At 52.1% G+C, this 19,554-nt stretch carries 18 protein-coding genes and 2 pseudogenes; 9 read left to right on the top strand and 11 right to left on the bottom strand.

Features of this window, described 5'->3' with window-relative positions; genetic code table 11:
- Positions 1–10 precede the first annotated feature (10 nt).
- The 5 genes and pseudogenes from IGR76_07805 to IGR76_07785 all read left to right on the top strand — a co-directional run bounded on the left by IGR76_07805 (position 11) and on the right by IGR76_07785 (position 4,302).
- Positions 11–1,276, top strand: a complete 1,266-nt coding sequence (locus IGR76_07805; protein ID MBF2078413.1) for an aspartate aminotransferase family protein — start codon at positions 11–13, stop codon at positions 1,274–1,276.
- A 105-nt stretch (positions 1,277–1,381) separates the two neighbouring features.
- Positions 1,382–1,633 (top strand): AbrB family transcriptional regulator, encoded by a 252-nt coding sequence (locus IGR76_07800; protein ID MBF2078412.1) that lies wholly within the window; start codon positions 1,382–1,384, stop codon positions 1,631–1,633.
- A 223-nt stretch (positions 1,634–1,856) separates the two neighbouring features.
- Positions 1,857–3,143, top strand: coding sequence for a valine--pyruvate transaminase (locus IGR76_07795; GenBank protein ID MBF2078411.1), 1,287 nt, complete (start codon positions 1,857–1,859; stop codon positions 3,141–3,143).
- Positions 3,144–3,234: 91 nt separating this feature from the next.
- Positions 3,235–3,645: a DNA-binding protein gene (locus tag IGR76_07790; protein ID MBF2078410.1), complete on the top strand. Its 411-nt coding sequence runs from the start codon at positions 3,235–3,237 to the stop codon at positions 3,643–3,645.
- Positions 3,642–4,302, top strand: a pseudogene (locus IGR76_07785) (Uma2 family endonuclease). The gene IGR76_07790 and the pseudogene IGR76_07785 overlap by 4 nt, the downstream one beginning before the upstream one ends.
- Here IGR76_07785 and IGR76_07780 read toward each other — a convergent pair.
- The 7 genes from IGR76_07780 to IGR76_07750 all read right to left on the bottom strand — a co-directional run bounded on the left by IGR76_07780 (position 4,299) and on the right by IGR76_07750 (position 10,266).
- Positions 4,299–4,499 carry a hypothetical protein gene (locus IGR76_07780; GenBank protein MBF2078409.1) on the bottom strand — a complete coding sequence of 67 codons (201 nt, stop codon included), beginning with the start codon at positions 4,497–4,499 and terminating at the stop codon, positions 4,299–4,301. The pseudogene IGR76_07785 and the gene IGR76_07780 overlap by 4 nt on opposite strands.
- Positions 4,500–5,060 (bottom strand): DUF2854 domain-containing protein, encoded by a 561-nt coding sequence (locus IGR76_07775; GenBank protein MBF2078408.1) that lies wholly within the window; start codon positions 5,058–5,060, stop codon positions 4,500–4,502.
- Between the two features lie 83 nt (positions 5,061–5,143).
- Positions 5,144–6,373, bottom strand: coding sequence for a 4-hydroxy-3-methylbut-2-enyl diphosphate reductase (locus IGR76_07770; GenBank protein MBF2078407.1), 1,230 nt, complete (start codon positions 6,371–6,373; stop codon positions 5,144–5,146).
- An 88-nt stretch (positions 6,374–6,461) separates the two neighbouring features.
- A complete protein-coding gene (locus IGR76_07765) occupies positions 6,462–7,250 on the bottom strand; it encodes a lysophospholipase (GenBank protein MBF2078406.1) in 789 nt (262 codons plus the stop codon).
- Positions 7,251–7,597: 347 nt separating this feature from the next.
- On the bottom strand, positions 7,598–8,437 hold the full coding sequence (gene pheA / locus IGR76_07760; GenBank protein ID MBF2078405.1) for a prephenate dehydratase: 840 nt from the start codon (positions 8,435–8,437) through the stop codon (positions 7,598–7,600).
- A 47-nt stretch (positions 8,438–8,484) separates the two neighbouring features.
- Positions 8,485–9,375 (bottom strand): ATP-binding protein, encoded by an 891-nt coding sequence (locus tag IGR76_07755; GenBank protein ID MBF2078404.1) that lies wholly within the window; start codon positions 9,373–9,375, stop codon positions 8,485–8,487.
- Positions 9,376–9,381: 6 nt separating this feature from the next.
- A complete protein-coding gene (locus IGR76_07750) occupies positions 9,382–10,266 on the bottom strand; it encodes a hypothetical protein (protein ID MBF2078403.1) in 885 nt (294 codons plus the stop codon).
- 372 nt (positions 10,267–10,638) lie between these two features.
- Between IGR76_07750 and IGR76_07745 the strand changes: the two genes are divergently transcribed.
- The 3 genes from IGR76_07745 to IGR76_07735 all read left to right on the top strand — a co-directional run bounded on the left by IGR76_07745 (position 10,639) and on the right by IGR76_07735 (position 14,938).
- On the top strand, positions 10,639–11,610 hold the full coding sequence (locus IGR76_07745) for an SDR family oxidoreductase (protein MBF2078402.1): 972 nt from the start codon (positions 10,639–10,641) through the stop codon (positions 11,608–11,610).
- Positions 11,611–11,954: 344 nt separating this feature from the next.
- Complete coding sequence (locus IGR76_07740) at positions 11,955–13,319, top strand: UDP-glucose/GDP-mannose dehydrogenase family protein (GenBank protein MBF2078401.1); 1,365 nt, start codon at positions 11,955–11,957, stop codon at positions 13,317–13,319.
- 173 nt (positions 13,320–13,492) lie between these two features.
- Positions 13,493–14,938: a glycoside hydrolase family 13 protein gene (locus IGR76_07735; GenBank protein ID MBF2078400.1), complete on the top strand. Its 1,446-nt coding sequence runs from the start codon at positions 13,493–13,495 to the stop codon at positions 14,936–14,938.
- An 80-nt stretch (positions 14,939–15,018) separates the two neighbouring features.
- Here IGR76_07735 and IGR76_07730 read toward each other — a convergent pair.
- Positions 15,019–16,476 (bottom strand): annotated as a pseudogene (locus IGR76_07730) (SulP family inorganic anion transporter).
- Positions 16,477–16,684: 208 nt separating this feature from the next.
- Positions 16,685–17,419: a DNA repair protein RadC gene (radC, locus tag IGR76_07725; GenBank protein ID MBF2078399.1), complete on the bottom strand. Its 735-nt coding sequence runs from the start codon at positions 17,417–17,419 to the stop codon at positions 16,685–16,687.
- Positions 17,420–17,628: 209 nt separating this feature from the next.
- On the opposite strand from radC, the gene IGR76_07720 reads away from it, so the two are divergent.
- Entirely contained in the window at positions 17,629–18,372 is a 744-nt protein-coding gene (locus tag IGR76_07720) for a sulfite exporter TauE/SafE family protein (protein ID MBF2078398.1), read from the top strand.
- A gap of 213 nt (positions 18,373–18,585) precedes the next feature.
- Here the strand turns inward: IGR76_07720 and IGR76_07715 are convergent, their stop codons facing one another.
- Both IGR76_07715 and IGR76_07710 read right to left on the bottom strand, forming a co-directional pair.
- The gene (locus IGR76_07715) at positions 18,586–19,089 is read right to left on the bottom strand and encodes a methyltransferase domain-containing protein (protein MBF2078397.1); all 504 of its coding nucleotides are present in this window, start codon (positions 19,087–19,089) and stop codon (positions 18,586–18,588) included.
- Positions 19,090–19,378: 289 nt separating this feature from the next.
- Positions 19,379–19,554 (bottom strand): IS5/IS1182 family transposase (locus tag IGR76_07710; GenBank protein MBF2078396.1); only part of this gene is annotated, 176 nt, incomplete at its 5' end.

Here is a 19,554-nt window from a genome sequence, read left to right as displayed (position 1 = left end):
GCAATTATCCGTGAGTCCAGAAACACTCGTTCAACCTTCTGCACCTGGTACAAACTTCTCCGCCATCAGCCCCGAAGAGTTTGATACCTATGTAATGACGACCTACGCCCGCTTTCCCATCACCTTAGAGCGAGGCGAAGGCAGCCGCGTTTGGGACACCGAAGGCCGCGAGTATCTGGACTTTGTTGCCGGGATCGCCACCTGTACCCTCGGTCATGCCCATCCCGCCATGATTGCAGCGGTGAATGAGAATATTCGGGCATTGCACCACGTCTCCAACCTCTACTACATTCCGGCTCAGGGTGAATTGGCGAAGTGGCTAGTGGAGCATTCCTGTGCCGATCGCGTCTTCTTCTGTAACTCCGGTGCGGAAGCCAACGAAGGAGCGATTAAGCTAGCCCGGAAGTACGCCCATACGGTGCGCGGCATTGAAAATCCGGTCATCATTACGGCAAACGCCAGCTTCCACGGTCGGACTCTGGCAACCATCACCGCTACCGGACAGCCCAAGTATCAAAAGAATTTTAATCCCCTGGTTCCAGGGTTCCACTACGTTCCCTATAACGATATTGCTGCCCTAGAAGCGGCGATCGCTGAACTCGATGCCGATCAACCCCAAGTTGCCGCGATTATGCTGGAAGCGCTCCAGGGTGAGGGTGGTGTTCGTCCGGGCGATCGCGCCTACTTCCAGCGGATTCGGGAAATCTGTGATGAGAAAGATATTCTGCTGATCTGCGATGAAGTGCAGGTGGGCATGGGGCGTACGGGTCACTACTGGGGCTACGAGAACCTGGGGATTGAGCCGGACATCTTTACTTCAGCCAAGGGGCTAGGCGGCGGCATTCCCATTGGCGCAATGCTGTGCAAAGCCAAGTGCGATGTCTTCCAGCCTGGGGATCATGCCAGCACCTTTGGCGGCAATCCCTTTGCCTGCGGGGTAGCGCTTGCGGTGTGCAAAACTCTGGAATCCGAGAACATCCTCGACAACGTGAACGCACGGGGTGAACAACTCCGGGCTGGGCTAATCGCTCTGGCGCACAAGTATCCCAACTTGGTGGAAGAAGTGCGCGGCTGGGGTTTGATTAACGGTCTGGAACTGAAGGCCGATATTGAGCTAACGGCTCCAGCTATGGTGAAAGCGGCGATCGCTGAAGGGGTGCTTCTCGTTCCCGCTGGTCCGAAGGTTCTCCGTTTCGTGCCGCCGCTGATTATCACCGCTGGGGAGATTGATCAGGCATTGGCAGCAGTGGATCACGCATTGGCATCTTTAGGCTAATCGTTCGAGAACCCGGTTTCTTTGAGAAATCGGGGTTCTGTCTCAGCTAGGTTTCTTTCTACACTTTAAAATCTGGGTAGAAGCGACCTTACCGCCATCCAAACTATGATTAGCACAACCGTCAACGATACCGGACAAATTACTCTCCCCGATGAAATTCGCCAGCATCTCAAACTCGTGAGCGGTCGCCGAGTTGAGTTTGTAATTGATGACGAAGGGCAAGTCAAAATTTTCCCTCTCAACGTCAATGGAGAAACCCTGTCTGGTATCCTCCAGCGGCCCGGCATTCAACGAGCCTCCCTAGAAGATATGGAAGCAGCCATCTCTGAGGGTGCGCATGATTTCGGGCGTTGCTGAACAGAAGTATGATTTTCGTGTTCAAGCCTTTTTCAGCCCTCACCCTAGTCCTCTCCCCAAGGAGAGGGAACAAGAGTTTTAGCGTCCTTCTCCTGCGGGAGACGGGTTGGGGATGAGGGCAATTCATAGCTGTATTCATCAACGCCTGATTTCGATTTATTCTAGGAAAACTATTCACACTCCCATTTAACGCCCACCTTAAAAGGAAAATTAACCTATGGCTCTGAATCCCGCCCTCGGACAATTTGGCGATCGCATGTCTCAACTGACCGGGGTGCGGGCGATTATGAAGGACATTATCGAAACGCTGAGGTCGGGCGGCGATCGCCACTTCATTAACCTCAGTGCCGGAAATCCGGTGATTTTACCAGAGGTGGAGCAACTGTGGCGGGATTGTACAGCAGACCTGCTCAACAGTTCTGAATACGGGGAAGTAGTCTGTCGCTACGGCATGAGCCAGGGGTATCAGCCGCTGATCGAAGCAATCGTTTCAGACTTTAACCAGCGGTATGGGCTGGAGTTGAGCGATCGCAACGTGCTGATTACCCCCGGTAGCCAAGCTCTTTACTTCCTCGCCGCCAATGCCTATGGGGGCTATGCTGCCGAGGGTGGGCACATGAAGGATATCGTTTTGCCCCTCAGTCCCGACTTTACAGGGTACGGGGGTGTTCCCCTGATCCAGCAAGCCCTAAAAGCCTATCAGCCTGCGATCGAGACGAATCCGACCACCCATCGCTTCAAGTACCGTCCCGATTTCAGCCAGTTGGAGGTCAACGAAAACACGGGCATGATGCTGTTTTCCCGTCCCTGCAACCCGACGGGGAACGTGCTGACCGATGAGGAAGTTCGCAAAATTGCGGCGTTGGCGGCTCCTTATGATGTGCCTGTGTTTGTCGATTCCGCCTATGCGCCACCGTTCCCAGCGTTGAACTTTGCCGAAATGACACCGATTTTCGGCGATAACATCGTTCACGGCATGAGCCTCTCCAAAGCGGGATTACCGGGTGAGCGGATTGGAATTGCGATCGCCGATGCCAATATTATTGAAACCCTAGAGTGCTTTCAGACCAACCTCTGCATTCATTCTTCTAGATACGGACAGGCGATCGCCGCCCGTGCGATCCGGTCGGGAGCCTTGCCAACCCTAGCGAAACAAGTGATTCGTCCTTACTATCAGAATAAGTTTGCGATTCTAGAATCGGCGCTGGATGCGGCCATGCCTGGGGATCTGCCCTGGTTCCTCCACCAAGGGGAAGGCGCAATCTTTGCCTGGGTGTGGTTGAAGGATCTGCCTGGGCGCGATCGCGACCTCTATGAGCACCTAAAGCAGGTCGGCGTGATCGTGGTTCCCGGCAACGCCTTCTTCCCCGGACTCCGCGATCCCTGGGATCACACCCATCAATGTGTGCGGATTAGCTTAACGGCATCGGATGAAGAACTGGAAACGGCGATGAAGCGCTTTGCCGAGGTTGTAACTCAGATTTATGCCACTGCACCTAGCCTAGTTTAGGGGTCTAGTTTTAAGGGGTATGGGCGATCGCCTCTTCTGTCAACTCATAGAATGGTTGTAGGTTGATCAATAGCTGACCAACAGGAGTTTCATGGCACACGCGATCGCCCTTCGACTTTCTCCAAATGCTGACCTCCGGCGATCGCTGATGGCGGTAGCGAGCGATCGCGCCTTAAGTGCTGCCTATGTCGCAACCTGTGTCGGCAGTCTATCCCAAGCGACCCTCCGGTTTGCGGGACAATCCAACGCTACGGTTTTAAAGGAACGTTTTGAAATCATCTCCCTGGTCGGAACCGTTTCAGGAGCGGGGGTGCATTTGCATATTGGATTAGCGGATTCCACGGGACGCTGCCTCGGCGGGCACGTGCTGGATGGCTGCCTGATTTACACCACAGCCGAAATTATTCTCGGTACGCTGTCTGACGTGCGCTTTGACCGGACGCTCGATCCAGCCACGGGATATCGAGAACTTGAGATCATCGCTATCGGAGGGCATCCATGAGCGATCTCCAAACCACAGTTCGCACCGATACCTGGGTTTTGTCATCGTGGGATGAGTTTACTCGCACGATTGAGGACGAAGCCTGCAAACATGCAAAGGGCTACTACTATCAAAGGGCTACTACTATCAGGGATACATGAGGCTTGAGATGCTACCTGTCAGTGTTGATCACGGTAAGGATCATGTGGCGATTATCTTTGCGGTCAACCTATTTGCAGCGCTTCGAGGCATTCCCGCAACCGGATTAGATACCCCACCTTTCGGAAAACCGGGATTCGAGAATGTCAACCTGATGTGGCGTATTATCTGGGCGATCGCGCTCAAGCCATTCCTGCGGGTACGGGTATCATCAATCTGGATCAGTACCCCGCGCCTACCTTAGTCATCGAGATTGCCCGAACATCATCTTTAGACGATATCGGTATCAAACGTGCTTTATATGAAGAGTTAGGCGTGTCGGAGTATTAGGTGCTGGACGTGCAGAATACTCGAGTGTTTGCCTATGCGATCGCCGATCAGGGCAGTAAACGCATTCAGGAATCCAACGTGTTGCCCGGATTGGCGATCGCCCAGCTCGAAGAAGCCCTATGCCACAGCCGCGACACGGATCAGTCTCAGGTGGGTGCGTGGTTATTAAGCCAATTTCAAAACCCCTAATCATCGGGAAACTGCCAGCAAGAAATCCGCTCCACGTTCCGACTACCGCACTGACAGGCCGCATCAAACGTAGAATCCACCCACTGGCGATCGCACTCTCGGCAATGACACAAAATATTGTTGCGGTGGGCGTTATCAATTTCGCGCCACCAGTCGGGCAAATGCGCCGGATCATATCGTCCCGACGGCTCCGCCATCTACGCCACCTTCTCTGGTTCCGCCGAAATCAGAGCCACTTCCACCCGATCTTCCGCAGGTTGTGCAACCGTTACCCGAATGCCAGGGCCAAAAAATCGTTCTAGTTTTTCCCGCTTATCTTTCCAGGTTTCAAAGGAGATGAGCGGTGAGTCAAATTCTAAAACCAGCGTATACGCCCCATCGGTTGAGACTTCGCGGATGCCGTCTAGAACGGGACGTTCCTCGTCGGTAGGACTCAAGCCCAGCGCTTCCAACGAACTGTCCAAGTGGGCTTCCTGACCGTAGCGGAAACGGGTCACGTCTTTACGAATTTGGTTTTGGGTATCGGTGGCTTGGGCGTCGCGGAGGGCAAGTACATCTGCGCTTGGAGGCTGAGAATACTGCACAGGCTTGAGTTCTGAGGCTTTCAACGCAAGCCCCCCCAGTAGGAGCGGAATTCCGTAGAAAAATCCTGCCAGGTTCAGCGTTGGGTTATTGGAAAAGTAGGCGACAAATCCGCCAATGGTCAGCACGCCACCAACCCATAACCCAACATCACCCAACGGAATTTTACGCAGCATACCGATCTCGCTCGCTAACCTAAGACGCTACATTCATCTTATCTCTTGACGAGCCATCATTCCCAACGGGAGGGTATCCAGGCTTAGACTAGAGCCGGACTTTTCAGCGCAAAGATTTTTTCAATTACGTCTGCTACAACTTTGTCGGGGGTAGATGCTCCAGAGGTGATCCCTACAGTGACTTTGCCGTCTGGGAGCCAGTTTTCCTGGACTTCTAGATCACCATGCAAGGGCTTGTGTTCAATCTGATTCGTCGATTTGATGCGATCGCCACTATCGATGTGATACGACGGAATGTCCCGCTCTACAGCAATTTCTTGCAGGTGGGTGGTATTCGACGAGTTATATCCCCCAATCACAAGCATGAGATCCAAGGGTTCCTCGACCAGTTGGAACATCGCATCTTGGCGTTCCTGGGTGGCGTCGCAGATGGTGTTGAACGCGAGAAAATGCTCGTTCAGTTCCGCAGGGCCGTACTTTTGTAGCATCGTCCGCTCAAACAGTTTGCCGATCTGCTCCGTTTCACCCTTGAGCATGGTGGTTTGGTTGGCGATGCCGATCCGCTCTAAGTCGCGATCGGGATCAAAGCCTTCGGAGTGGGCGCGTTTGAATTTGGCAAAAAATTCCTCCCGCCGCTGCTGCCGTTCCGCTTCCGTCTTCGGTTCATTGAGGATGTAGTCACTCACATACTGAGCCTCAGCCAGGTTCAGCACCACCAGATAGGTTCCGGCAAAGGAACTGGTTGCAACGGTTTCTTCGTGTTTGTACTTGCCGTGAATGATGGAGGTGTACTGATACTTCTTATGTTTTTCGACGGTGTTCCACACTTTGGACACCCACGGACAGGTGGTATCGACAATCGTGCAGCCTTTGTCGTTGAGGAGCTGCATTTCCTGGACGCTGGCTCCGAAGGCAGGCAGAATCACTACATCGCGATCGCCCACTACGGAAAAATCTTTCTCGCCAGCCTCAACCGGAATGAAGCCAATGTTCATATCTCGCAAGCGCTGGTTGACTGACGGATTATGGATGATCTCGTTGGTGATCCAAATACGCTCAGTGGGGAAATGTTGGCGGGTTTCGTAGGCCATTGCCACCGCCCGTTCCACGCCCCAGCAGAAGCCAAACGCCTCTGCCAAGCGGATGGTGACATCGCCGCGAGCCAGCGTGTACCCATTCTCACGAATTTGCTGAATCAAATCGCTTTGATATTCAGACTGCATCGCGCCGGACGCTTCGGCGTCATGTCCAAACCCTTTACGGTGATACTTTTCTGATTGATTGAGCGATCGCTTAAATGCTTTGGTATCCATGCTTACTATGTAATGAGTACGGCGCGGTAAATCGCAGAATGCCCTACCCATAGGCTACCAAAACATGGATCGATTTCAGAGGGATGACCTATTGATTCTCTACAAGGTCATGCTCTGCGGTGAGACTATAGGCTTGCAATACTTGCCGCCAGAGTTGGTAGCCCTTTTCGTTGAGATGCAGCCCGTCCGTGGACAACTCCATCCGTAAATTGCCGTCACTGTCGGCAAAATCGGAAAATAAGTCCAGGTACTTTACTTGGTCGTGGCGATCGCTCAATCCAGACAATCGTTCGTTCAAGGCGCGGATATCATCATTGGAGATTTTGAGCAGGCGATCGCGCCCTTCCCAAGTTGCTGCCTCACCCGCATGGGGCAACACCGACTGAATCACGATCTGTGTATCAGGGTGTTGTTCCAGCAAGTCTTCAATAATCAATTCCTGATTGGCAAACACCGTGTCTGTGGAATAGCCCTTGATCAGATCGTTAATCCCGATCATCAAAAACACGGTGTCTGGTTGGGTCGCCTCAAACAGTGATAGCCGCTTCAGCAATCCCGCTGATGTTTCCCCGGAAATGCCTTGATTGAGCCAAGTGCGATCGCCCGGTAACAGGTCGGGAGGGAACCAGAGGCTGATGGAATCCCCCGCCAAAATTGCCAGTTTTTTAGGCTTGGAGATCGCGATCGCGTCTGCCTCTTGCTTCAAAACCTCTAGCCATTCCCCATAGCTCAGAAAAATGCGATCGCCCGTTGATGCTTCAGCCTCAGCCCCAGACGATGACTCAGCCGATGGCAAGGGCAACGTAGACAAGGATTCTAACGATAGAGAAGCCGACGGGGATGGAGCAGGCGCAGCATAGGAGGACGGGATCAGCATCGCCGCACTTGCCAACAGGGGCGATCGCCAGTCGGACGTTGATACAGGTTGGGGAACGGACTGTCGCCGCAACGCATCCACACCCAAAATCAGGCACCCCGTATTCAGGGCAAGCACCAACCAAACCCACCGAACCCGATGACGCGGCGTGCGTCGCGAAGCTCGCAACGAAGAAGATGAGCCGTAGTAGCTGGGAACTTGAGGAGGATGACTACGCATTTGCACTCTAAAGCAATAGCAGCGTCGGTTTAGTTGATCAGTGTAGACGAGATTTCCCTGTTCAGCTCATAAGATTTCTGGAGACATTTTGGTTGCCTCAGAGGCATAAGGACGATGGAGCGACGAGTCTACACTTCCAGTACCGAATAGCTCCCAAAAATCTTCAAGGTTTCCGTACAATTTTTCAATTCTTCTAAGGCCGTTTGCGCCGATGTGCTGTGACTATCGGCCTCGAAGTCAATAAAGAAAAGATATTCACCGAGCGATCGCTTGGTCGGACGAGACTCAATCCGGCTCATGTTGATATTGCGATCAGCAAGAATTTGTAGAGCTTTCAACAACGCTCCCGGAGAATTCGACGGCAGATCGAACGCCAGCGATGTATGGGTTCCCCCCGGCGACGGTTGACGGCTTAACACCCAGAAGCGGGTGCAGTTATCCGGGCGGTCGTTAATGGGGTGCGCCAACACCGGAAGCTGATATAAATCTGCCGCTCGACGAGAGGCGATCGCCGCCATCGTACCTGCCTCATCAATATGCTGAAGCGATTCCGTTGTGGAATTGGTGGGAATCAGTTGCGCATTCGGCACATTTCGCTCTAACCATTCCTGGCACTGCGCCAACGCCTGGGGATGGGAATACACCTCTCGGATTTGGGAAAACGATTGGGCGTGGGAAATGAACGCATGGGAAATCGGCAACACCAGCGCTTTCTGAATTTGTAGCCTATCCATCTGCCACAATGCATCCATCGTCATGGTGACGCTTCCCTGGATAGAATTTTCCACCGGGGCGATCGCCAAATCGGTTTCGCCGCTGGCTAACGCCTTTAGCGTTTGAAAAATGCTGGGATAGGGACACCGTTGACTATTTTCACCGTGATGGGTTGCCCACCAATCCGACCATGCCAAGGCAGCAGCCTCGCCATAGGTTCCCGGTGGCCCTAAATAGGCAATTGTTTGGGTCATACTATCCCGTCATTCCTCGCAGGCTTGGATTAAAGCGTCGCGTGACGCTATTTATTAATCAGTTCTTCATTATGTCGCATTCCCGGAGAGGACAGCACCCAACACGAGAGAAAACGGGAGCTTGGTAGCCCCGTCGCTTTAGCGCGGGGCGGAAAAGCGACTCGTGCGGCTTTAGCCGCCGTATAATACAGACCTCGTGGGGCATCGTCTAGCTGGCGCAACCGTCCTTGAATCAACATTTCTAGGGTGTCGGGAGCCGCACTATCTCCGGTCACTTGGGCGCGGAGGAGTTCCAAGGCAAAGAGCGGATTACCACCATTGCTTGTAAACAGGCGATCGCCATCCATCGTGCTCCCAATTGTCTGGGCAAGCGCTAGGGTTTCGGCCTGATCCAGGGGAAACAGATCCGCAGTATAAAGGTGGCGTTCTCGATGCAGGGTTTGAATCAGTTGATCAGCGGGTAGATTATCCTCAAGATCTCGCTTGCGAGCCGCACAGGCAAACCAGACGGGAACGGGAGGTCTCAGCAGTCGCATCGCATAGTGAAAAAAGGCGATGGACGTCTCATCAATCCACTGAAGATCATCTAACACCCCAAGCACGGGAGCAGTATTTGCTAACGGTCTGATGAACTGGACTGCGAGATCAAATAAGCGCCCCCGGTTCAAATCCGCTGCGGACTTCGCATTCAGCACCAAGGATTTCATCTCATCGAGAAACGCGGTTGCCCCGATCGCCTGAAAGCTGTCCACCCAGACCCCATAGGGGCGGAGCATTTCTGCCTCGAATCCGCGTCCCCAAAGCACGTAGCCGCCGCTGTTTTGCAGTGTATTTGCCAGTTCCTCTAACAGTCGGGTTTTACCAATTCCCGATTCGCCAAGAAGCAGTAAAAGCTCAGGATACTCCTGCTCTAAACAGTGCGATCGCCAATTCTGAATGGTACTCTATTCTCGCTCACGACCCACTAAGGGCACGGACGTAGACGGGAACCCAGACCTGATCGGGGGAAGGGAGCCTGTGCGGGACAGATCGGGAGCTTGGACGGGTTCGCTGGCGGTACAGGTTGGCGGGGATAGAGTCTCGTCTAGGATGAGCAGATCTTCATACAGCTTGCACGTAGTGGTGGGACTGGGATTCACGCCCAATTCCACCTGGAGCGTGGTCATGCATTGGTGATAGACTCGCAGCGCACTGGCGCGATCGCCCTCTTGGGCATGGAGGCGCATCAGATGAGCGTAGGCAGGCTCATAGAGGGGATCAATGCGCTGAAGTTGTTGTGCGTATCCAATTGCAAGACGGCGATCGCCACTGGTCATGCGTAGGGTAATCAGTTGATCCAATCCGGCGATCGCCTGTTGTCGCAGATGGTCTCGGTAGGGCACAATCCAGTCGTCATAACAGCTTGGAAGTAAATCTCCAGCGTAAACTTTTGCCGCTTGTTCCAAAGCAGGTTGGGCGTCTGTACCCGGAGTTGCGAAGGACTGCTCCGCAAGAGTGATCGCCGTCTCAAACTGCTCTATGTCCAAGTAACAATGTTCGTCACTACTCCACTGAATCGTTTTCGTCTCGACCCGAAACCACCGATCAACGTTGGGAATAGCGTGCTTCAATTCATGGCGGCGGCGGCGTAAGTTTGCCTTCGCATCGGCATCATTCGCTTCAGGCCAAAGCTGAACGGCAACTTGCTGTCGAGCTTGAGGCGCATCGCGATGGAGCAGGATAAACGCCAACAATGCCTGGAGCCGCTCGGAATTCAACCCAGTCATGGGGTGTTCATTAGCCGCTAGATAAAAGTCTCCAAACAGGCTAATGGCGAGGGATATAGACACGATGACTGGCAGAGTAGGGCTTCCATTCTACGCTAGGAAATTTCGAAATCTCCGCAAGTGGTAGGAAATCTTTAAGCCTTCTGGGTTTGAGCCTTGGTGAATCGGAGTTAGCGCCCATACTGAACATCTTGTATTTCCAATATCAGGTGCACTGAGCCGCCGCCTCTATATCCTTCTTAGAAAAAATTCATATCACGGTTTAGGATTTCATAAATTCAACACGTATGAAGCGTTGGTGAGTAGGTAATGTGGTTTTAAGGATAAACGTGGGTCTCAGTTATGGGTGGTCGTTGGTTAAGTAGAGTGCGTGTCACACCAACTCATTTAACCAATGACCTCAGATTTTGAGTATTTGTTTGTAGGATAAATCTTATGCGCATTCTAGTAACGGGTGGAGCGGGATTCATCGGATCCCATTTGATCGATCGCCTCATGGGTGAAGGTCACGAAGTAATCTGTTTAGACAATTTTTATACTGGACACAAGCGGAATCTTTTGAAATGGCTAGGGCATCCCTATTTTGAGTTAATCCGCCATGATATTACGGAGCCGATTCGCTTGGAAGTCGATCAGATTTATCACCTGGCATGCCCTGCATCTCCGGTTCATTATCAGTACAATCCAGTAAAAACCATCAAGACAAACGTGATGGGTACGCTGCATATGCTGGGGTTGGCGAAGCGAGTGAAGGCGCGGTTTCTCTTAGCATCCACATCGGAAGTCTATGGTGATCCAGAAATACATCCTCAAACTGAGGACTATCGTGGCAATGTGAATACGATTGGGATTCGGAGTTGCTACGACGAAGGTAAGCGCGTTGCGGAAACCTTAGCCTTTGATTACTACCGCCAAAATGGTGTTCAAATTCGGGTCGCTCGGATCTTTAACACCTATGGGCCGCGCATGCTTGAAAATGATGGTCGCGTGGTCAGTAACTTTGTAGTTCAGGCTCTTCGAGGAGAGCCGCTCACGGTGTACGGAGACGGTTCCCAGACGCGCAGTTTTTGCTACGTTTCCGATCTGGTTGAGGGATTAATCCGCCTGATGAATGGGGACCATACAGGGCCTGTAAACCTCGGTAACCCGGAAGAGTATACAATTCTGCAGCTTGCAAAAACGATTCAAGAGACGATTAATCCTGGCGTTCCGATTAATTTTGAACCGTTACCTCAGGATGATCCCCGTCGTCGTAAGCCAGATATCACCCGTGCGAAAACTTGGCTGGATTGGTCGCCGACTATTCCATTACAAGATGGGTTAGCCATGACAATTCAAGATTTTCGGGAACGTGTTGAGAAAAAAGACTCAGTTCTACCTAGCTCTGCTGTGTCTAGCTTAGTCTAGCACAGAAACAATGGAGAGTGTGACAGCCCGTTTGGGAATGTTCTCAGTAAGTTTAGGAACCAAGTCGGGAGTGTTCAGCAGTAGCAGTGATCGCTCTATAGGATCGCCTCTTCTCTCCAATGCATCTTTAGCAGGCGTGATTCGAGTCTACGTTCTAGATATTTGCTTAATCAGGTGCAAGCCTGAAGGATTAAGGGTTTGATAGTACTAGGGCGATGATCGCTCACAGTATACAGTTACAGAGTGGTTGAGATGGAATTACTAAAGCGTTATTCAGACCAGAAGGCGTATTTGACTTTGAATATCTGTACTCTTGATTTTTAACATTTAAGAGAGGAACTATTATGCGGGTTTGTGTGATTGGAACAGGGTATGTTGGTTTAGTAACAGGCGTATGCTTGGCCCATGTTGGGCATGACGTCATTTGCGTTGACAATAACGAGGAAAAAGTCAAGCTCATGCAGTCGGGTCAATCGCCGATTTTTGAGCCTGGCCTATCTGAGTTAATGCAGAGCAGCATCCAAGCCAATCGCATTCAGTTCACTAGTGACTTGGCGGCTGGCGTTAAACACGGCGAAATTTTATTTATTGCAGTGGGCACGCCGCCGCTACCGACGGGCGAGAGCGATACACGCTATGTGGAGGCTGTTGCTCGCGGAATTGGTGCTCACCTAGAGGGAGATGAGTACAAAGTCATCGTCAACAAGTCCACTGTGCCCATTGGATCGGGCGATTGGGTTCGCATGATTGTGCTGGATGACATTGCAGAGCGGAATAACGGAGTCTCGAAGGACGCGATCGCCGCTAACTTTGACGTGGTCAGCAATCCAGAATTCTTGCGCGAAGGGTCGGCAGTGTACGATACCTTTAACCCCGATCGCATCGTGTTAGGAAGCACCAGTGAAAAGGCGATCGCCATGATGAAGGATTTGTACGAACCCATCGTGAAGCGTGAATATGCAGACGATTCGTCCTTGCCCCCTGTGCCTGTAGTCATGACCGACTTGAACTCGGCAGAGATGGTGAAATATGCGGCCAACTCCTTCTTGGCTACCAAAATTAGTTTCATCAACGAAATTGCCAACATTTGCGATCGCGTTGGAGCAGACGTTACCCAAGTCGCTCAGGGAATTGGCCTAGACTCTCGGATCGGCGGAAAGTTTTTACAGGCAGGTCTAGGTTGGGGTGGGTCGTGCTTCCCGAAAGATGTGGCGGCTCTGGTTCACACCGCTGGAGATTATGGCTATGAAGCCCAACTGCTAAAAGCGGTAGTAGAGGTCAATGAGCGCCAGCGGTTGATTGTGCTGGAGAAGCTTCAGCAGTCGCTCAAAATTCTCAAGGGTAAGGTGATTGGGCTGCTGGGCCTGACCTTCAAACCCGACACGGACGATATGCGGGATGCGCCAGCACTGACCCTCATTGAGCAACTTGCCCGCTTGGGTGCCAAGGTCAAAGCCTATGATCCCATCGTGTCCCAAAGCGGGATGCGGGATGGATTGTCCAATGTACTGGTAGAAACGGACGCTGAGCGATTGGCCGATGGCTGCGATGCCCTGGTACTGGTAACGGAGTGGGGACAGTTTAAAACCTTGAACTTTGAAAAGATGGCGTCTCTAATGGCGCATCCTGTCCTTATTGATGGTCGCAATTTCCTAGACCCCGAAACCCTGAGTAAGGCGGGTTTTCATTATATTGGCGTAGGACGTTAGGCTTAAAACTGCTTACGGATGTAGCAGCATCTATGATGCCTAACGCCTCGGGTGAGAGAGATCACGTCTCCCACCCGTTTTTGTGGGGTGAGCCTATGCCCAGCGATGCATAGCCAGAGGTTTGGGGTTTGGTAGGATGACAGCGACCACTTCTCTTCTGCGCTGCATCTTGTATGAATATCCAAACCCCGGATTGGGTTAAACATGCCGTCTTTTACCAAATCTTTCCCGATCGCTTTGCTCAAAATGTGCAAACCCAGCCGTTGTGGTTACGCTCTGCACGCTTTGAAGCGTGGGCACTGCCGCCAACTCCACAGGGGTATAAGGGGGGGAACCTGTGGGGCGTGATCGATAAACTCGACTACTTAACCGACTTAGGGATTACTGCCATCTACTTCACGCCAATCTTCCAGTCGGCAAGCAACCATCGATACCACACCCATGACTACTACCAAGTGGACCCAATGCTGGGAGGAAATCGGGCACTCATGCAACTGCTAGAAGCAGCTCATCAGCAGGGGATCCGAGTTGTGTTGGATGGGGTGTTCAATCATGCCAGCCGGGGGTTCTTCTTCTTCAACGATGTGTTGGAAAATGGCCCCCATTCGCCGTGGGTTGATTGGTTCAAAATTGAGGGGTGGCCGCTCTCGGCTTACGACGGTTCGCTGCCTGCAAATTACGCAAGCTGGGTGAACAATCGAGCCTTACCGACCTTCAACCACGATAATCCAGCCGTCCGTGAGTACATCATGCAGATTGCTGAATATTGGTTGCACCAGGGTATTGATGGATGGCGTCTGGATGTCCCGTTTGAAATTGAAACGCCGGGGTTTTGGCAGGAATTTCGCGATCGCACCAAAGCAGTTAATCCTGATGCCTACATTGTTGGCGAAGTCTGGACGGATTCGCGGCAGTGGCTTGATGGCACCCAGTTTGATGGGGTGATGAACTATCTATTTACCGCACCTACGATTGCGTTCACAGCGGGCGATCGCGTCCAGATCGAGTATGTCGAGAATATGTCCTACGAACCCTATCCGGCCTTGAATGCGGAAGGCTATGCTCACAAAATACAAGCGTTGTTGCAACTCTATCCATGGGAGATTCAACTCACGCAACTCAACCTATTGGACAGTCACGACACGGCACGATTGATCACGATTGCGAACCAAGATCGGGATAGCGTTAAACTGGCGACCTTGCTCCTCATGACCTTTCCGGGTGCGCCCAGCATCTACTACGGGGACGAGGTGGGTTTGGTCGGTGGACGGGATCCCGACTGTCGGCGCAGTTTTCCGCCGGAGTCAGAATGGAACTTAGACGTATTGGCCTACCATGGTGAGTTAATTGCGTTGCGCCATGCCTACACAGCGCTGCGGATTGGCACTTACCGGGTTATCTATGCCGAGGGAGAAGTCTATGCCTTTGCGCGATCGCACATCGATCAAACCTTAATCGTTGCGGTTAACGTCGGCATGAAATCTGCACAGATTACCCTGGATTTGGCTAAATTTCCTGAACTAGAGCAGAAGATTGTGTACGGCGCAGGAGAGATATCGGTGAATCAAGGGGCGATCGCACTAAAACTCACTGCCCGTTCAGGCATTGTGATGAAGTAGATAAGAGACTCTCTAGAGCAAAAAACTCTGTCTTGTATGAATAGTTAAGACAGAGTTTGTGAGGTAGTGCCAAGGTCAACCTAGCCGACTGCTTCCGGTTGTTTGTGGAGTGCAAGTTTGTCGATCAAAGACGCACTGGCATGGTTCATCCCAATGAGATTGACATTGATACCATTACGACGGAACTTAAACACCATTTTGTCGATCGCAACAACGGCCTCTTGATCCCAGATATGGGCGTGGGTCAAGTCTACGGTAACGCTGTCAACAAGTTCTCCGAAGTCGAACGCACTTAAAAACTCGTCTACTGACAGGAAGAAGATTTGGCCGACAACGCTGTAAGTGCAGTGGCGACCGTCAGCACTAAGCGCTTTGTCCACAAATACCCGATTCGCAATGCGGCGGGAGAAAAAGACGGTGCTCATGACGATGCCCACAATCACGCCCAGGGCAAAGTTATGGGTAATCACAGTCACCGTCATAGTGGCCAGCATCACCACGGTTTCGTTGCGCGGTGTGCGGGAAATCGCTTGAAACGACGACCAGCGGAAGGTTCCAATGGAGACCATAATCATCACGGCAGCCAGGGTTGCCATCGGCATTTGGCGCACCCACGGGCTCAGAACCAGAATCGCAAAGAGCAGAAAGATTCCGGCACAGAAGGTGGATAAACGTCCCCGTCCACCGGACTTTACGTTAATAACGGTCTGACCGATCATGCCGCATCCAGCCATGCCCCCAAACAATCCAGTAACCAAGTTGGCGATGCCTTGCCCGTTGGCTTCCCGGTTTTTATCGCTGGGGGTGTCGGTCATTTCATCCACAAGGGATGCCGTTAAGAAAGAGGCCAACAATCCAACGATCGCCATCGTGACCGGGTAGGGGACAATGATCCGCAGGGTTTCTAAATTAAACGGGACTTGCGGTAACGCAAAAATAGGTAAGGACGAAGGCAACTCGCCCATATCACCGACGGTGGGAATGTCCAACTTGAGAGCGATCGCCGCTGCCGTCATAACAGCGATCGCCACCAACGAGGACGGAATACCATTAGTAAATCGCGGAAGAATGTAGATGATTGCTAAGGAGAGGGCCGCAACGGGATAAAAGGCGAACGGTACGTTGGTCAAGTGGGGAATTTGCGCTAGGAAGATGAGGATGACAAGCGCATTGATGGAGCCCAGCATGACTGCACGCGGTACGTATCTCATCTAGCGACCTACGTTCAGCGCACCCAAGATGATCTGGAATACACCCGTGAGCAGTGTAGCTGCGAGGAGATACTGCAAGCCGTGCCCCTTCACCAAGTCAACCATGAGCAAGGCCATGGCCCCAGTCGCTGCCGAAATAGAACCAGGACGGCCACCCAAGAAGGCGATTGTGACAGCCATAGTAAACGAGGCGAAGAGGCCAACTTTCGGATCAATCCCAGCAATAATTGAAAAAGCGATCGCTTCTGGAATGAGCGCTAATCCAACCACCGCTCCGGCTAATATGTCCGCTCTCACATTGGAGAACCACTCTCGCTTCAGAATCATTGTGTTCAAAATAGCTCCTTCAAGGGACTCAATAGTGTCAAGACAGCCTGAGTTAGCAAACCATAGCCTTAAGCGCTACATTAATCGGCCTTATGGGTGGGTTCGGTGAAGCCTATCTCCAGAAAGATCGAAACTATGATGAACTGCATTACGCTCAGGCATGACGTTAGTGCTTCGTGATTGAATGGTCGGGGAGTGTGCGATCGCGCTATTCGTCCCCTTGAGGACACTCATCCCAGAGGGAGGTAATTTGGCGGAGACTGGCAAAGTTGCCATTGCCTAAAATCAAATGATCCAAAATTGGAATGTTGAGCAAATCCGCGCCCGCCAGGAGTTGACGAGTGAGAGCGATATCCTCCGGGCTTGGATCGACGCTGCCAGAGGGATGATTGTGGGCAATGATCAAGCGAGTGGCTCCTTGACGAATCGCCTCTCGGAAAATATCACGGGGATGGGCGAGGGTTTCGGTGGCTGTACCAATGGTGATCACTTGTGTACCGATCACGCGATGCTTAACATCCAAAAGCACGACCGCAAAGCGTTCCTGAGCTTGCCACATTAGATCAGGGCTGAGAATATTCGCCGCAACGGATGGATGATCAATGACCGGGCGATCGCCCACGCCACTGTGCAAAACCCGCTTGCCTAGTTCAATAGCGGCCAGAATGGTACAGGCTTTGGCTTCACCAATTCCTTTGATCTGCATTAACTCTTGGGCGTTGATGTCTCGAAGCACGGTGAGGGGATCGCGCTGATGGGCTTCGAGATGCCGCAAGATGAATTGACCTAGGCCAACTGCCGAAAGGTTTCCTTTACCCTGCCCGGTGCCGAGTAGAATGGCTAGTAGCTCTGCTGTCGATAATTGCTGAACGCCTTGGCTCATCAGCCGTTCGCGCGGACGTTCGCTCGTCGGGAGATCGACAATCCTGAGAGTGTAGGTCATGAAAGTGAGGTAGGAGATGATAGGTAGATGCTGACATGTTGATTGACGTAAACCGTGAGATGAAACCAGCGCTATCCGCCCCTACAATCCCACGAATTTAGGCCTGCCACTCAGCAGGTGGCGATATGATCGAAACAAAGATGCACCCATTGAATAGTTTCAGCATTACTTAGAGAAGGTTTAATTTTATACCGTTATTTCACGGATTTATGGTCGATTTTCTCCAAAAATGGCTTTTCTCTCTACAGAATTTTTCGGATACGCTGGTGGCGGATCAGCTTACCCATTTAACGCCGTTGAGTGTGGGGGTGATTTTGCTGGCAGGTTTGCTTACGAGTTTGACTCCCTGTATGCTTTCGATGCTGCCGATTACCGTGGGCTATATTGGCGGCTATGAAGCCCAGAGTCGAGGGCAGGCGATCGCCCAGTCAACTTGGTTTGCCTTGGGGTTGGCAACAACCCTGGCGGGATTGGGGATTGTGGCGGCGCTAGTCGGGCGAGTGTATGGACAGATTGGCATTGGCTTGCCGATTGTGGTGAGTGCGATCGCGATCATCATGGGTCTGCATCTCCTGGAAGCGATTCCGTTGCCATTGCCTTCGTTTGGGGGGACGGATTGGATTTCCAAAGAATTGCCGACGGGGGTGCGATCGTACTTACTGGGTCTTACCTTTGGGCTGGTGGCATCGCCGTGCAGTACTCCCGTTTTAGCGTCAATTTTAGGCTGGATTACCGCAACAGGCGATCCCCTATTGGGAGGGGTATTGCTTCTCAGCTACACCGTGGGATACGTGGCTCCCCTCGTCCTCGCCGGAATTTTTACTGCAAGCATTAAGAAGCTGCTGGAACTGAGGCGTTGGTCGGGATGGATTACGCCTGCAAGTGGCGTATTGCTCCTGGGATTTGGCGTTTTTTCCTTGCTAGTGCGCTTGGTGCCTTCCGGCCAGTTCTAATATCAAATCCGCCTGAACACCCATTATTTGTACGGGCGGGTCTAGCCGATTGCCCTCGGCCGATGCCAAGAGTAAAGGTAAAAACCGCCCCTAGCCATCTGGAATTGATCATGAATTATAGCTGTTGCCAGCTAGCTTAGGACATGGACATTTTGGTGGGGCGGCGAAGCCGCCCCACCAAAATGTCCTAACCGATATGGCTAGCGCTATAAATTAGGCCGTGGGGATCGTCCAGCAAAACACTGTCGATTCTTCCTCATTCTGCAAGCGCACTGATTGCTGCGGTTCCCACTCGTCATCGATATCAAAATCGTGGGAAATGATGCGGCTTCCTGGTTTAAGCTGCTGGCGGAGATGGGGCAGTAATCGGCGGTTGAGATGGGGCAAAAGATAGAGCGTTACTATTGTTGCCTCCTGGACATTGCTGGTAAAGAGATCGCCCTGGAAGAACGAGGTGCGATCGCCCACTCCCGCCCGCTCCGCTAAGGCTTGCGCATCTTGAACCCGCATCGGATCAATATCAATCCCAACGGCTCGAATGCCAAACTGTTGAGCAGCGGCGATCGCAATTCGTCCATCCCCACACCCCAAATCGTACAGCACATCATCGGGCTGGATCTGCGCCAAGTCCAGCATCACCTGTACCACCTCCGCTGGCGAGGGAATAAAACCAATATCAGGACGATGATTCGGAACTGGAGTAAGCGACGGGGACATGGCGATCGCTCAAAACGTACCGACCTATTGTGCCATTACGAAGCGTTACCGTGTCGCCGATTTCCACCATTCCCTGGCCTAGACGCGATACTCTGAAACCAAAGAGGGGCGATCACCTTGTATACATAACCTGAACTTAACGTTAACGTAGTATCCCAGCCCTCTAAAGGTTATTTGAGAGCTTCTTAACATTTTCTATCATCCTTGTTATCAGTGGCTTTTGGGCTTCTATTCGGCTTTGTTGCATGATTAGAAGGATGATCAGGCTCACCTTGAGGTCGTCCGGGTATTAAGCTTCGACTTTGTAGCTATCGGGTTTAGCGATCTGAATCATGCGGTTGAGCGCAACACATTTGATGAACAATTCCACGGCTTGATTGTCAAATTGACGTGCACTGAGATTGCCCCCAAAAATAGTCTTAAAGCGGAACATGGTAGTTTCAGCAATCGAACGACGATGATAGC

It is taken from the genome of Synechococcales cyanobacterium T60_A2020_003 (assembly GCA_015272205.1).
Classification (GTDB): Bacteria; Cyanobacteriota; Cyanobacteriia; order RECH01; family RECH01; genus JACYMB01.
This window is presented reverse-complemented; position numbering and strand designations above follow the sequence as displayed.

What these genes read in the sequence shown, in the direction of transcription:
- IGR76_07800 (MBF2078412.1), top strand. Translation starts at nt 1,382, where the DNA reads ATGATTAGCACAACCGTCAACGATACCGGACAAATTACTCTCCCCGAT.
- radC (MBF2078399.1), bottom strand. Translation starts at nt 17,419, where the DNA reads ATGACCTACACTCTCAGGATTGTCGATCTCCCGACGAGCGAACGTCCG.
- IGR76_07720 (MBF2078398.1), top strand. Translation starts at nt 17,629, where the DNA reads ATGGTCGATTTTCTCCAAAAATGGCTTTTCTCTCTACAGAATTTTTCG.
- IGR76_07770 (MBF2078407.1), bottom strand. Translation starts at nt 6,373, where the DNA reads ATGGATACCAAAGCATTTAAGCGATCGCTCAATCAATCAGAAAAGTAT.
- IGR76_07735 (MBF2078400.1), top strand. Translation starts at nt 13,493, where the DNA reads ATGAATATCCAAACCCCGGATTGGGTTAAACATGCCGTCTTTTACCAA.
- IGR76_07790 (MBF2078410.1), top strand. Translation starts at nt 3,235, where the DNA reads ATGGCACACGCGATCGCCCTTCGACTTTCTCCAAATGCTGACCTCCGG.
- IGR76_07715 (MBF2078397.1), bottom strand. Translation starts at nt 19,089, where the DNA reads ATGTCCCCGTCGCTTACTCCAGTTCCGAATCATCGTCCTGATATTGGT.
- pheA (MBF2078405.1), bottom strand. Translation starts at nt 8,437, where the DNA reads ATGACCCAAACAATTGCCTATTTAGGGCCACCGGGAACCTATGGCGAG.
- IGR76_07775 (MBF2078408.1), bottom strand. Translation starts at nt 5,060, where the DNA reads ATGCTGCGTAAAATTCCGTTGGGTGATGTTGGGTTATGGGTTGGTGGC.
- IGR76_07740 (MBF2078401.1), top strand. Translation starts at nt 11,955, where the DNA reads ATGCGGGTTTGTGTGATTGGAACAGGGTATGTTGGTTTAGTAACAGGC.
- IGR76_07765 (MBF2078406.1), bottom strand. Translation starts at nt 7,250, where the DNA reads ATGCTGATCCCGTCCTCCTATGCTGCGCCTGCTCCATCCCCGTCGGCT.
- IGR76_07745 (MBF2078402.1), top strand. Translation starts at nt 10,639, where the DNA reads ATGCGCATTCTAGTAACGGGTGGAGCGGGATTCATCGGATCCCATTTG.
- IGR76_07780 (MBF2078409.1), bottom strand. Translation starts at nt 4,499, where the DNA reads ATGGCGGAGCCGTCGGGACGATATGATCCGGCGCATTTGCCCGACTGG.